The sequence below is a fragment of the Vibrio coralliilyticus genome (assembly GCF_024449095.1).
GTDB classification, from domain to species: domain Bacteria; phylum Pseudomonadota; class Gammaproteobacteria; order Enterobacterales; family Vibrionaceae; genus Vibrio; species Vibrio coralliilyticus_A.
The window spans coordinates 712,002-725,643 of record NZ_CP024627.1; the positions used below are offsets into that span (position 1 = coordinate 712,002).

A 13,642-nucleotide genomic window follows, 5' to 3' on the forward strand; every position below is an offset into this window, starting at 1 on the left:
CAACGTAATTTAGATTACGGTAACCATTCTTACGGTAAAAAACTGTGGCAAAGAAAATCCAAGCAATTCGAGGCATGAACGACTGCCTTCCAACTCAATCACCACTGTGGCAGAAACTTGAAAACGCAGTGAAGAATGTAATCAGCGCATACGGTTACAGCGAAGTGCGCATGCCAATCGTTGAGATGACCCATCTGTTTAGCCGTGCTATCGGTGAGGTGACTGATGTGGTTGAAAAGGAAATGTACACCTTTGCAGATCGTAACGGTGACAGTTTAACTCTTCGTCCAGAAGGCACTGCTGGCTGTGTTCGTTCATGTATTGAGAACAGCCTGATTGATCGTTCTGAGCAGCGTCTATGGTACATGGGCCCTATGTTCCGTCACGAACGTCCGCAAAAAGGCCGTTACCGTCAATTTCACCAATGTGGTGTGGAAGTATTCGGGCTTAATGGTCCAGACGTAGATGCTGAACTGATCATGATGACGGCACGTTTGTGGCGTGAGTTGGGGATTGATAAACACGTTCGCCTTGAGTTGAATTCTATTGGTTCACAGGCAGATCGTGCTAACTATCGCACCGCGTTGATTACTTTCCTTGAACAGCATATTGATGTATTGGATGACGACTGTAAACGCCGCATGCATACCAATCCACTGCGTGTACTGGATTCTAAAAATCCAGACGTTCAGGCTATTCTAGGTGATGCGCCACGTCTATCAGATTACTTGGGCGAAGAGTCCAAAGAACATTTTGCTGGTCTTTGTGAACTTCTTGACGCCGCAGGTATCGAATACACAGTCAATGAGCGTTTGGTTCGCGGCCTAGATTACTACAATCGCACTGTGTTCGAGTGGATTACCGAAAGCTTAGGTGCTCAGGGCACTGTATGTGGTGGTGGTCGCTACGATGGCCTGGTTGAACAACTTGGTGGCAAATCGACACCTGCTGTGGGCTTTGCGATGGGGCTTGAGCGTCTAGTTCTTATGCTAGAAACGTTAGAGCTGACGGATGTTCGTCGTTCTGTTGATGTCTATATGGTAACAGCTGGTGAAGGTACCATGATGGCGGGCCTGAAGTTGGCTGAACAATTACGTGAACAGGTTCCGGGGATTCGAGTCATGAACCACTTTGGTGGTGGCAACTTTAAGAAACAATTCAAGCGTGCTGATAAGGTAGGAGCTGCAGTGGCACTGGTTCTTGGTGAGAACGAGGTAGCTGATAACACTGTAGTACTGAAAGACCTAGTTGGTGGTACTCAAGAAACTTATAGCCAAGCGGATGTTGCCGCTAAGCTAGCTGAGTTGGTTTAAACGCATTCAAATTTGAAGTGGCGATTCTATTCGCCACTTTTTAGATTTAAGAGGACAGGAAGTGGAACTCTACGATACTGAAGAACAACAAGTAGAAGCGATCAAAGATTGGTGGAAAGAAAACGGTAAGGCCGTCATTTTTGGCGCGGTTATCGGTTTAGGCGGTCTATTCGGTTGGCGCTATTATCAAGATTCAGTGACAGCAGCTCAAGAAGCCGCATCTGAAAGCTATACCAAAGCCGTTCAGGAATTGGCAGCGAAAGGTATCGAAGGTGAAGCGGCTCTTCAGAGCTTCATCGATGCTAACAAAGAGACGCAATACGCAGTGCTAGCTGCGCTACAACTGGCTAAAGCTCAGGTTGAAGCAGGCAACTTAGATGAAGCACTGGCACAGTTAGAGTGGGCGAAAACAGCGACGGATGATCCTGCTCTGACTTCTGTGATTGCTTTCCGCCTAGCGCGCTTGAAAGCAGAACAAGGTGAGTTTGATTCTGCCGTGTCTGAGCTAGCAACGATCACAGATGAAGGTTGGGTTGGCCGAGTGGCTGAACTTAAAGGTGATATTCTCCTACGTAAGGGAGATACTGAAGGTGCGTATGCTGCGTATAATGAAGCGCAACAAGCAGATGATGCGAGCCAGACTCTACAAATGAAGCTGGACGATCTAGCTAAATAAGGGTGCGATGCATGAAAAAAATGCTGAAAAAAGCACTGACTGCTGCTGCGATATTAGGTGTTTTAGCTGGCTGTGCCAGTGAAGAAGACACCATTATCATGGCACCAGTACCTCAGGTTGAAAGTAAATTTACGCCGGCTATCGAATGGAGTACCAGTGTTGGAGATGGGGTATCCAACTACTTCTCTAAACTTTCTCCTGAATACGCTTACGGCAAAATCTTTGTGGCAAGCCGCGATGGTGTTGTTAAGGCGCTTAATCCTGAAAATGGCCATACATTATGGCAACAAGACCTTGAGAAAAATGTTTCAGCCCGTTTATCTGGCGGTATCACTGCAGGTTACAGCCAAATCTTTATTGGTAGTGAAAACGGTCAAGTTATTGCCCTGAATGAAGAGACTGGTGAGGTCAACTGGCGCGTTGATGTGGAAGGTGAAGTGTTAGCGGCGCCTGCAACGGAAAGCAATCTGGTTATTGTCCACACTGCAACAGGTATGTTGGTTGCGCTGGATCAGGCGACGGGCGATAGTAAGTGGACCATTAGTACCGAAGTACCGAGCCTAACTTTGCGAGGTAACAGTGCACCCGTCACCGTATCGGGTGGCGTGTTCTGGGGAACGGCAAATGGCCGCTTGGCTGCTGCGATTGCAGAACGTGGTCAGTTGATCTGGCAACAGCCGATTGCGACACCGCAAGGGGCAACCGAAATTGATCGCTTGGTTGATGTTGATGCATCGCCACTCGTTCTAGGTAGTACTCTATATATTGTTGGCTACAATGGTCAGTTAACAGCAATAGACTTGCGTTCAGGAAAGTCGGTTTGGAAGCGTAAGTATTCTTCGTCAACCGATCTTGCCAGCGATGGTGGTCGTTTGTATATGGTGACAGATAAAGATTATCTGGTTGCGGTAGATGCACGCAGTGGCACAGAGCTGTGGAGTAATGAACAGCTTGAACACCGCTTGCTGACAGCGCCCGTTCTGATTGATGGTTATGTGGTTGTTGGTGACGGTGAAGGTTATCTTCACTGGTTAGATCGTGATACTGGCGAATTTGTTGCTCAGCAGCAACTCAGCAGCAGTGGTTTTGCTGTGTCACCTGTGCTTGTCCCAGAGGGCTACATCACAGTTACTCGTGATGGCGATGTAAAGAAACTGACCATTACCAAGTGATCGTGTGATATAATTCACATTCGGCTCCTAGCTGGTAACAGTTGGGAGCCGTTTGTTTGTTTTAGATACTCATAGGTAATGTGGTTATAGGTAAAGCGCTCATTAGTGAACTCTACTGAGTTGTTACCTATAACTACATAAAGAAAGCATATTGTAGAGGTTATTATGGTACCTGTTGTTGCTCTGGTAGGGCGTCCAAACGTTGGTAAATCAACGTTGTTTAATCGACTGACTCGCACGCGTGACGCATTAGTCGCGGACTTCCCTGGCTTAACTCGTGACCGTAAATATGGCCAAGCTAAGCTTGGTGAACACGAATTTATTGTGATTGACACTGGCGGTATCGACGGTACTGAAGAAGGCGTTGAAACCAAAATGGCAGAGCAGTCACTGGCCGCGATTGATGAAGCAGACGTAGTTCTGTTTATGGTGGATGGCCGTGCCGGCCTGACTCCTGCTGATATTGCCATTTCTAACCACCTGCGCAAAATTGAAAAGCCTTCAATGTTGGTTGTGAACAAGGTTGATGGTATTGATGCAGATGCAGCATCGGCTGATTTCTGGCAGCTAGGTGTGGAAAACATGTACCAAATCGCTGCAGCGCATGGCCGTGGTGTTGGTGCTCTGATTGATCGTGCACTCAATCCTTTTGCAGAGAAAATGGCCGAGGAAGCGCAGGGTGAAATTGAAGATCTGACCGACTTCATCGATGAAGAAGAGAAGCTCGATTACACCGAAGAAGAAGCTGAAGCTGAATTCCAGCGCTTACAGGATCAACCTATCAAGCTGGCTATCATCGGTCGTCCAAATGTGGGGAAATCGACGTTAACAAACCGTATTCTTGGTGAAGAGCGCGTAGTCGTGTACGACATGCCGGGCACAACGCGTGATTCTATCTATATTCCAATGGAACGTGATGGCCGTGAATACGTACTGATTGATACCGCAGGTGTTCGTCGCCGTAAGCGTATCAACGAAACAGTAGAGAAGTTTTCGGTTGTTAAAACGCTCAAAGCCGTAGAAGACGCGAATGTTGTACTTCTTGTGATTGATGCGCGTGAAAATATCTCTGATCAAGACTTAAGCTTGCTTGGTTTTGCATTGAACGCTGGCCGTTCGATTGTGATTGCGGTCAATAAGTGGGATGGTCTGGATATGGACGTAAAAGAGCACGTGAAGAAAGAGTTAGACCGTCGTCTTGGCTTTGTTGACTTTGCTCGTATCCACTTTATTTCTGCACTTCATGGTACAGGTGTTGGTCATTTGTTTGAATCAGTACAAGAAGCCTATAAATCGGCGACAACCCGAGTGGGTACATCTGTCCTGACCCGTATAATGAAGATGGCGACTGAAGATCACCAGCCGCCTTTGGTTCGTGGTCGTCGTGTGAAACTTAAGTATGCACACGCTGGTGGTTACAACCCGCCAATCGTAGTCATTCATGGCAACCAAGTTAATGAGCTACCAGACTCTTACAAGCGTTACTTGATGAACTATTACCGTAAGTCATTGGAAATCATGGGGACGCCGATTCGTATTCAGTTCCAGAGTAGTGAGAACCCATTTGAAGGTAAATCGAACAAGATGACCCTTTCTCAGGAGCGCAAACGTAAGCGCTTAATGAGTATGATGAAAAATCGCAAAAAATAATAATGATTGTATGAAAGCGCCTCTAAGAAGGGCGCTTTTTTTATATAGGATACATAAAATGTCAGTGACACCGACGATTACACGTTTTTGCCATCAGATCTGGCAACTTACATCTTCTATTCAACTTGTTAAGCAGGGAGAAAATGCACTCTATGTCATCACAGAGGTGACACCGTTTCATCCCGTGAGTCATATATGGCCTGATCACCCAGCAGATAAGGGAAGGATAGAGAGGTACGAGGTTAAAGATTGTGTAGTGGGAGCGGTTGAGTTGAGCAGCGGTGAGCTCTACGTGGATAAGGACATTCCAGTCAAGCGAGACACACAGGGCTGGGTATTTGTCGTAGTGCATTGTTTGGAAGAGTCTGCAATAAACCTTCGCCTCGGTCAGGAAGTCACATTAGTTGTAGATAAAGCTTATCAGCAAGCCTTGAGCAGGGGACATAGCGCAGGACATATCGCATTTTTGGCGCTCAATAAGGTCTTAGTAGAGCATGGATATTGGCGTAAAGATGCTGATCGCAAGGACCCTCACGGTAACTATGACTTTAATAGCTATGCTCAGGAAACCAGTTATGTGAGTGAAGATCAGTGTGTCGATACCTACCGCTTAGGGAAAACTTTGCGCAAACGAGGTTTGAACAGCGCAGATGTGTTAAAAGACCTTGTACAGATACAGGTGTTGGTTAACCAACAAATAGAACAATGGTTATCCTTAGAGGCAAAAATCAGTATAAAGTGCTACGGAGAGTCTTTAACAGACTCACGCTATTGGCAATGTGATCTTGGTGAAGGGAGCGTAGCTGAAATTCCATGTGGCGGCACGCATGCTAAAAGTCTTAATGAATACAAAGCGATTAGGGTGAGTTTTACTCAACTTGATACACAAAATATCGAAATGCGTACCAATGTAATAGCAGCATGAGCTAGAGTGGATCTTTTTATTAAATTTTTATCTATTGGTTGTTTTTAACTTAATTTGGTTTTTTATGTCGCTTAAAGTTCAAAAACAGCACATGTAACTTATGCTTTCGGTGTGTGGTGATATAAATATTCTTTTAGGGGGTGATCGCTGATCAAAATGGATTTAGCCGATGATCTTATTAAGATCTTTAGCCCATCATACCGAGCGAAACTTGCCATTGGGCGTGATGTGGATCATTGTGTTCTCGATAGCAACAAATATAAGCTGTTGGTCGAGAAAATAAAACGATTACGAGAGTCAAAATGGATCAGTGCCCAATATGTCAACGAGAACTGGAATGGCAAGGTCACTATCGCTGTAGTGATTGTGCAAGTAATTACACCAAAGTTGGTTACTGTCCAGATTGTAATAAGCAACTAGAGAAAATCCAAGCGTGTGGAGCAGCGAGCTATTTTTGCCATTCCTGCAATGAATTAAAATCCAAGTCAAAAGTACGGATTGAATTTATCAAACAGAGTTAGCTTAGATAACGGTTGAGCGTATTTCGCCGTCAGATACACGGGTGACCAAGGTGTCGCCCGATCTTGTTTCTGTGGCGCTGGTTAGAACCTTTCCAGATGTATCCTGAGTAATAGAGTATCCACGTTTTAATGTGGCAAGTGGACTGACGGTATCGAGCTTTTCAGCCGCGAGCGCCAGCTGATGACGTGATTTTAACAGCTTTCTGTCCAAGGCATCCGTAAGCTTTTGTTCAAGCCTTTGTAACGCCAGTTTTTGCTCGCGAAGTTTTGTGACAGGAGAGTGAAGCTGTAGTTTGTAGTGTTGGCGTTCTATATTTTGTCTGCGTGAGGATAGGTAGTTTTCCATTGATCGTTGAAGGCGCAGTGACAAATCATCAAGCTGTTGGCTTTGACGTTGTAACTGGTGAGTTGGGTGCTGACGTTCCAGTCTATGCAATAACGTTGCAGTCGTTTGCTTTTGCTGCGTCAAGTAGTATCGAATCGCACTTTGCAATTTGTGTTTACGTGAATTGATGGCCTCTGCTTTGTGGCTATTATCTCGACTGACTATTTCGGCAGCGGCAGATGGAGTTGGTGCGCGCATGTCCGCAACAAAATCCGCGATAGTCACATCAATTTCATGACCAACAGCACTGATAATAGGTATTTGGCTGGCTGCGATTGTACGTGCGACAATTTCGTTGTTGAAGCACCAAAGATCTTCTAAAGAGCCACCACCACGACCTACAATCAACACGTCACATTCGTTTCGGCTATTTGCACACCCTATCGCCTGTGCGATCTGAATCGCCGCATCTTCTCCTTGCACCAATGTCGGGTAAACCACGATAGGTAATGAAGGATCACGTCTTTTAAGGACATCTAGAATATCAAATAGTGCTGCGCCTGTTTTGGATGTGATGACACCGACACACTTAGGGTGCTCAGGTAAAGGCTTTTTATTGCTCTGGGCAAATAGTCCTTCTCCGGCAAGTTTCATCTTCAATTCATCAAACTGTTGCTGAAGCCTGCCATCACCCTCTGGCTGCATACTCTCAACAATCAATTGATAATCGCCGCGCGGTTCATACAAGGATAAACGAGCTTTGACTAAGACTTGATTACCACTCTGTGGCTTGAATGTGACTCGTCGATTGTTACCACGAAACATGGCGCACTTGACCTGGGCACGGGAGTCTTTGAGGGTAAAATACCAATGGCCTGAAACTGGCGAAGAGAAGTTTGAGATTTCACCGACCAACCACACAATACCCATTTCATTTTCTAGTAATAGGCGAACTTCAGAATTAAGACGAGAAACAGTGAAGATGTTTTGATTGGTCAGAGATGACACAGCTAATCTCATAGGCGTGAGTATGGAAATTAGCGGCAATATAATACATAGCAAGGGGGTAATTGCAAGAAAAAAATTAAAAAAACTTGTGGTCAAGCGATTGCGTTAACCGTATAATCCCTCCGCAATATCTAATCCAAATGTAGCCAACAACCTAAAACTGGTTACCCTCATTACGCGAAACGATGAGATTGGGTTGTCTTTTTACTCCTCTAATTGTGAGATATTGCAAATGCTAAGAATTGCCAAAGAAGCGCTGACATTCGATGATGTACTACTCGTGCCAGCTCACTCCACCGTTCTCCCAAACACAGCTGATCTTCGCACTCAGTTGACTAAGAACATCACTCTAAACATCCCAATGATTTCAGCGTCTATGGACACTGTTACTGAAGCTCGTCTAGCTATCGCGCTAGCGCAAGAGGGTGGCATTGGCTTTATCCACAAGAATATGTCTATTGAGCAACAAGCTCAGATGGTTCATCAGGTTAAGATTTACGAAGCTGGCGTGGTTTCACACCCGGTTACTGTAAACCCTGATGCAACAATTGCAGACGTTGTGGCTCTAACAGAAAAGCATGGTTTTGCAGGTTTCCCTGTCGTAACTGATAACAATGAGCTGGTGGGTATCATCACTGGCCGTGACGTTCGTTTCGTAACTGACCTTTCTAAGAAAGTAGAAGTGGTTATGACGCCTAAAGAGCGTCTAGCAGCAGTAAAAGAAGGGGCTACTCGTGAAGAAGTGCAAGAGAAAATGCATGAAGCACGTGTTGAGAAAGTACTGGTCGTGAACGATGAGTTCCAACTAACCGGTATGATTACAGCAAAAGATTTCCATAAAGCAGAACGTAAACCAAACGCATGTAAAGATGCGCAAGGTCGTCTACGTGTTGGTGCAGCAGTTGGTGCGGGCGCGGCTAACGAAGAGCGTGTTGCAGCCTTGGTTGAAGCGGGTGTTGACGTTCTACTTATCGACTCTTCTCATGGTCATTCTGAAGGCGTACTAAACCGTATTCGAGAAACTCGTGCGGCTTACCCAGATCTAGATATCATTGGCGGTAACGTTGCAACCGGTGCTGGTGCTAAAGCACTGATCGAAGCAGGTGTCAGTGCGGTGAAAGTGGGCATCGGCCCTGGTTCTATCTGTACCACTCGTATCGTAACAGGTGTGGGTGTTCCTCAGGTTACTGCTATTGCAGATGCAGCTGAAGTTGCGAACGAATATGGCATTCCAGTTATTGCCGATGGCGGTATCCGTTTCTCCGGTGATATCTGTAAAGCTATCGTTGCTGGCGCATCATGTGTGATGGTTGGCTCAATGTTCGCGGGTACAGAAGAGGCACCAGGTGAAGTCATTCTATACAACGGCCGTTCTTACAAAGCTTACCGTGGTATGGGCTCTCTGGGCGCTATGTCTCAAGGCTCATCTGATCGTTACTTCCAATCTGACAACGCAGCAGACAAGCTTGTACCTGAAGGTATCGAAGGTCGTATTGCGTACAAAGGTCGTTTAAAAGAGATCGTTCACCAACAAATGGGTGGTCTACGTTCAAGCATGGGCCTTACAGGCAGTGCAACCGTTGAAGATATGCGCACCAAAGCTGAATTTGTACGTATTTCGGGCGCTGGCATGAAAGAGTCTCATGTACACGACGTTCAAATTACCAAGGAAGCACCAAACTACCGTCTAGGTTAATTTTTACGGTTGTAAAAAGAAAACCTATACACCTGACGTAAACGTTTGCTTTTTTCCTTGAAGCATTAATAAGAGGCGAGTACACTCGCCTCCGTTTTAATAACCTAGCTTATAAGACTGCTCAAAATGACTAAAAATATTCATGACCAACGTATTCTGATCTTGGACTTCGGTTCTCAGTACACTCAGCTAGTCGCACGCCGTGTACGTGAAATCGGTGTTTACTGTGAACTGTGGAGCTGGGACGTTGAAGAAGCGGATATTCGTGAATTCAATCCAGACGGTATCATCCTATCTGGTGGTCCAGAAAGCGTAACGGAAGACAACTCTCCACGCGCGCCTCAATATGTATTTGACTCTGGTGTGCCAGTACTCGGTGTATGTTACGGCATGCAAACGATGGCTGAACAGCTAGGTGGTAAAGTTGCCGGTTCAACAGAGCGTGAATTCGGCTATGCACAAGTCAAAGTTTCTGGTGAATCGGCACTGTTTAAAGATCTTGAAGCAACTCAAGATGTTTGGATGAGCCACGGTGACAAAGTGGTAGAAATTCCAGCGGACTTCGTAAAAGTCGGTGAGACAGACACTTGTCCTTATGCGGCAATGGCCAATGAAGAGAAGAAATACTACGGTGTTCAGTTCCACCCTGAAGTAACGCACACTAAGCAAGGCAAGCAAATGCTTGAGAACTTTGTTCTTGGCGTATGTGGTTGTGAAGGGCTTTGGACTTCAGAATCGATCATTGAAGATGCCGTTGCGCGTATCAAAGAGCAGGTAGGTGACGATGAAGTCATCCTAGGCCTGTCGGGCGGTGTGGATTCATCTGTCGTTGCGATGCTGGTTCACCGTGCAATCGGTGACAAACTAACTTGTGTATTCGTTGATAACGGCCTGCTTCGTCTTAACGAAGGTCAGCAAGTTATGGATATGTTTGGCGATCAATTCGGTCTGAACATCATCAAAGTTGACGCAGAAGAGCGTTTCCTTGCAGCTCTTGAAGGTAAGTCGGATCCAGAAGAGAAGCGTAAGACTATCGGTCACGTATTTGTCGACGTATTCGATGAAGAATCTAAGAAGCTGAAAAATGCGAAGTGGCTTGCTCAGGGTACTATCTACCCAGACGTCATCGAGTCAGCGGCATCTAAGACAGGTAAAGCACACGTAATCAAATCTCACCATAATGTTGGCGGTCTGCCAGACGATATGGAGATGGGGCTTGTTGAGCCACTGCGTGAGCTGTTCAAAGATGAAGTTCGTAAGATTGGCCTAGAGCTAGGTTTGCCTTACAACATGCTTTACCGCCATCCATTCCCAGGTCCTGGTCTAGGGGTTCGTGTTCTTGGCGAAATCAAGAAAGAGTACTGTGACTTGCTACGTCGTGCAGATGCTATCTTCATTGAAGAGCTACATGCAGCGGATCTTTACAACAAAGTATCGCAAGCCTTCACGGTATTCCTACCTGTACGCTCTGTTGGTGTAATGGGGGATGGCCGTAAATACGATTGGGTGGTTTCTCTGCGCGCAGTGGAAACGATCGACTTTATGACGGCACATTGGGCGCACCTACCATACGATTTCCTTGGTAAAGTATCTAACCGTATTATCAACGAAGTTGACGGTATTTCGCGTGTGGTTTACGACATTTCGGGTAAGCCACCAGCGACCATCGAGTGGGAATAACTTCCCATTAGGTGTACCCCAATTGAAAGCCAGCCTCCGGGCTGGTTTTTTATTGGTCGAAATTACTCCTTATTGCGTTGTAACTCCAAAGTGGCTCGCAACTTAACAATAGGTTCATTCATTCACCGTGATTCTTGATTTGTCTTTTTCTAACATTCCCTAAGTTTTATAAAACAAGGGAAATTGTGATGAGAAAAATAACCTATTTGGCCGCTGCTGTATCTTTGGCGGTTGTTTCGTCCAGTTGGGCTATGACTAATATTCAGCCTGACCCGCAGAATCCTAACGGTTATGTGGTTGCCCGCGCTGACATACAGGCGGCAGAGCAAGCACAAACTTCTGACCCTATGTACCAGATATGGTCTCAGGCACTTACCACCGCACCAAATAGCGTTGTTGAAGCGATTGAGCCTAGCCTTGTCACTAATCCGGATAACGTTAAGCGCGCTGAGCGTGTGTTTCCTCAGGTAGAGTGGGATTTTCTGACCAATATGGCTGCGCCTGAGTACACTTATACACGTTTCCTACGGGCGATTGGTAAGTTTCCCGCCTTTTGTGCCGAGTATACGGATGGGCGAGATTCCGATGCGATCTGTAAACGCTCGATCGTAACGGCATTTGCCCACTTCGCGCAGGAAACTGGGGGGCATATTGCCAAAGATAATGTGTCGGATAATCCATTAGGTCTTGAAGAGTGGCAACAGGCGTTAGTACATGTACGTGAAATGGGTTGGTCTGAAGGTCAGGAGGGCTATACCACTGGTTGTGGTCAGAATGATTGGCAAAACAAAAAATGGCCGTGTGCGGCAGGGCAGGGCTATTTTGGACGCGGTGCTAAGCAGCTTTCTTACCACTTTAATTACGGTGCGTTTTCCGAAGCAATGTTTGATGGTGATGCGTCTGTTTTGCTCAACAACCCAGGCTTAGTTGCCGACTCTTGGCTGAATTTAGCGTCTGCCATTTGGTTCTTCTTAACACCACAAGCACCGAAACCCGCGATGTTGCATGTGATTGATAAAACGTGGTCGCCTTCTCAACGTGAGACTGAAGCGGGGATTGGTTATGGCTTTGGCACCACGATTAACATCATCAATGGGGGCATTGAGTGTGGAGAACAGAATAAGAATAAAGGGCAACCCGTCAACCGCATAAGATATTGGGAAGGACTGTCGTCTCATTACCAGATTCCAATCGAAGCCGATGAAAAGAATACCTGCTGGCAACAGACTCCATACGGTAGCCTTAACCTAAATGGTGCAACTGATGTGTTGTACACCAACTGGGATGGCAACTGGAAGTACTATGCTGATCGTCCGGGTGGTTATTCTTTTGAGTGTGAATTAGTTGGATTCCAGACCGCTTACTCTGCGCTGGTACCAGGTGACTACGAAAAATGTGTGACTAATTTGTACGGCTCTCACGCGAGTTGGCCTGAAGTGCGTGTTGTTGACCAGTTAGACCCGGTTGACCCTGATCCTGACACAGGAAAGGCTTGGAGTGCTACTAAGGTCTACAACACGGGTGATGAAGTTACCTATCTAGGAGTGACGTATAAAGCGAAATGGTGGACACAGGGTGATGCCCCAGACGCTGGTGGGCCGTGGGAGCTCATTTCTGGCACGCCAACTGAACCAACACCTGAGCCTACGCCAGATCCAACCCCGAATCCTGACCCAACGCCAGAACCTGATACCTTTATTCAGTGGCAAGCTGGTGTAACTCAAGTTGCCAACGGCGATAAAGTCACCCATGAAGGTAAATGCTTTGTTGCTAAGAATGGGCCGGGCGTTTGGGATACGCCAACCCAGTCAAACTGGTTCTGGGATGAAATCTCTTGCCAGTAATGTAAAAGATTCATGACTCATTAACTAAGCTCCTGCAATAAGCAGGAGCTTTTTGGTTTGCTTTCGCGTTATGGGACGGTTTTTGTAATCTTAGATTGCACATTCCAGATCTATCTTTTTTATTGAACGGAATTAAACTTCGCGCGTAAATTTTATTAATTTTTTTGAAAGGTGTGCGAAATGTCAACAAAACTGGCTAACCCAGCTCCACTTGGTCTGATGGGTTTCGGTATGACAACCATCCTGCTAAACATTCATAACGCAGGCTTCTTCCCAATTGATTCAATGATTTTGGCAATGGGTATTTTCTATGGTGGTCTGAGCCAAGTGATTGTCGGCATGATGTGCTTTAAACGTGGTGATACGTTTGGTACTACCGCATTTACTTCTTATGGCTTGTTCTGGCTAACACTGGTTGGCTTGATTGTTATGCCTTACATGGGTTTACCGGCAAGCCCTGCACACTTTATGGGTTGGTACCTAGCTCTGTGGGGCATCTTCACGGGTTTCATGTTTATCGGATCTCTTTGCTACCCAACAGCGAAGCAAGTGGTTTTCGGCTCGCTAACTATTTTGTTTTTCCTACTTGCCGCACGTGATTTCACGGGGAATGAGCTGATTGGCACAATTGCAGGTTTTGAAGGCATCTTCTGTGGCGCAAGTGCAATCTACTTCGCGATGGCTCAAGTACTGAACAACGAATATGGCCGCACGATTCTGCCTATTGGTGAGAAAAAAGCATCAGTTGCAACGGAAGCTGTTGCGGCGTAAAGAATATTGCTGGCATGGCTAATGGCCGTGTTAGAAATATATTTGGGAACATAAGATGAAA

12 protein-coding genes are annotated in these 13,642 nt (G+C 46.1%); 11 read left to right on the top strand and 1 reads right to left on the bottom strand.

The features are described from left to right. Nucleotides 1-44: 44 nt before the first annotated feature. From hisS to CTT30_RS03265, 7 genes are all read left to right on the top strand, one after another. Nucleotides 45-1,313, top strand: a complete 1,269-nt coding sequence (hisS, locus tag CTT30_RS03235) for a histidine--tRNA ligase (protein ID WP_252036020.1) — start codon at nucleotides 45-47, stop codon at nucleotides 1,311-1,313. A gap of 61 nt (nucleotides 1,314-1,374) precedes the next feature. Then, entirely contained in the window at nucleotides 1,375-1,989 is a 615-nt protein-coding gene (locus tag CTT30_RS03240) for a YfgM family protein (protein ID WP_252036021.1), read from the top strand. An 11-nt stretch (nucleotides 1,990-2,000) separates the two neighbouring features. Further along, nucleotides 2,001-3,161 (top strand): outer membrane protein assembly factor BamB, encoded by a 1,161-nt coding sequence (gene bamB / locus CTT30_RS03245; protein WP_252036022.1) that lies wholly within the window; start codon nucleotides 2,001-2,003, stop codon nucleotides 3,159-3,161. Nucleotides 3,162-3,326: 165 nt separating this feature from the next. Continuing rightward, on the top strand, nucleotides 3,327-4,811 hold the full coding sequence (der, locus tag CTT30_RS03250) for a ribosome biogenesis GTPase Der (protein WP_239837469.1): 1,485 nt from the start codon (nucleotides 3,327-3,329) through the stop codon (nucleotides 4,809-4,811). Between the two features lie 58 nt (nucleotides 4,812-4,869). Continuing rightward, nucleotides 4,870-5,736, top strand: coding sequence for an alanyl-tRNA editing protein (locus CTT30_RS03255; RefSeq protein WP_252036023.1), 867 nt, complete (start codon nucleotides 4,870-4,872; stop codon nucleotides 5,734-5,736). A gap of 156 nt (nucleotides 5,737-5,892) precedes the next feature. Beyond that, nucleotides 5,893-6,156 (top strand): hypothetical protein, encoded by a 264-nt coding sequence (locus CTT30_RS03260; protein ID WP_239868579.1) that lies wholly within the window; start codon nucleotides 5,893-5,895, stop codon nucleotides 6,154-6,156. Continuing rightward, complete coding sequence (locus tag CTT30_RS03265) at nucleotides 6,069-6,257, top strand: zinc ribbon domain-containing protein (RefSeq protein WP_252036595.1); 189 nt, start codon at nucleotides 6,069-6,071, stop codon at nucleotides 6,255-6,257. Before CTT30_RS03260 ends, CTT30_RS03265 begins: the two co-directional genes overlap by 88 nt. Nucleotide 6,258: 1 nt before the next feature. Here CTT30_RS03265 and xseA read toward each other — a convergent pair whose 3' ends face one another. Next, a complete protein-coding gene (xseA, locus tag CTT30_RS03270) occupies nucleotides 6,259-7,590 on the bottom strand; it encodes an exodeoxyribonuclease VII large subunit (protein WP_252036024.1) in 1,332 nt (443 codons plus the stop codon). Between the two features lie 232 nt (nucleotides 7,591-7,822). Between xseA and guaB the strand changes: the two genes are divergently transcribed. From guaB to CTT30_RS03290, 4 genes are all read left to right on the top strand, one after another. Beyond that, nucleotides 7,823-9,286: an IMP dehydrogenase gene (gene guaB / locus CTT30_RS03275; RefSeq protein WP_252036025.1), complete on the top strand. Its 1,464-nt coding sequence runs from the start codon at nucleotides 7,823-7,825 to the stop codon at nucleotides 9,284-9,286. Between the two features lie 126 nt (nucleotides 9,287-9,412). Continuing rightward, nucleotides 9,413-10,966, top strand: a complete 1,554-nt coding sequence (guaA, locus tag CTT30_RS03280; RefSeq protein ID WP_038513204.1) for a glutamine-hydrolyzing GMP synthase — start codon at nucleotides 9,413-9,415, stop codon at nucleotides 10,964-10,966. Between the two features lie 188 nt (nucleotides 10,967-11,154). Then, complete coding sequence (locus CTT30_RS03285) at nucleotides 11,155-12,810, top strand: chitinase (protein ID WP_252036026.1); 1,656 nt, start codon at nucleotides 11,155-11,157, stop codon at nucleotides 12,808-12,810. Nucleotides 12,811-12,990: 180 nt separating this feature from the next. Then, nucleotides 12,991-13,581 carry an acetate uptake transporter gene (locus CTT30_RS03290; protein ID WP_252036027.1) on the top strand — a complete coding sequence of 197 codons (591 nt, stop codon included), beginning with the start codon at nucleotides 12,991-12,993 and terminating at the stop codon, nucleotides 13,579-13,581. Nucleotides 13,582-13,642: the final 61 nt, after the last annotated feature.

What these genes read in the sequence shown, in the direction of transcription:
- CTT30_RS03260 (WP_239868579.1), top strand. Translation starts at nt 5,893, where the DNA reads ATGGATTTAGCCGATGATCTTATTAAGATCTTTAGCCCATCATACCGA.
- guaB (WP_252036025.1), top strand. Translation starts at nt 7,823, where the DNA reads ATGCTAAGAATTGCCAAAGAAGCGCTGACATTCGATGATGTACTACTC.
- CTT30_RS03255 (WP_252036023.1), top strand. Translation starts at nt 4,870, where the DNA reads ATGTCAGTGACACCGACGATTACACGTTTTTGCCATCAGATCTGGCAA.
- CTT30_RS03290 (WP_252036027.1), top strand. Translation starts at nt 12,991, where the DNA reads ATGTCAACAAAACTGGCTAACCCAGCTCCACTTGGTCTGATGGGTTTC.
- der (WP_239837469.1), top strand. Translation starts at nt 3,327, where the DNA reads ATGGTACCTGTTGTTGCTCTGGTAGGGCGTCCAAACGTTGGTAAATCA.
- CTT30_RS03285 (WP_252036026.1), top strand. Translation starts at nt 11,155, where the DNA reads ATGAGAAAAATAACCTATTTGGCCGCTGCTGTATCTTTGGCGGTTGTT.
- guaA (WP_038513204.1), top strand. Translation starts at nt 9,413, where the DNA reads ATGACTAAAAATATTCATGACCAACGTATTCTGATCTTGGACTTCGGT.
- bamB (WP_252036022.1), top strand. Translation starts at nt 2,001, where the DNA reads ATGAAAAAAATGCTGAAAAAAGCACTGACTGCTGCTGCGATATTAGGT.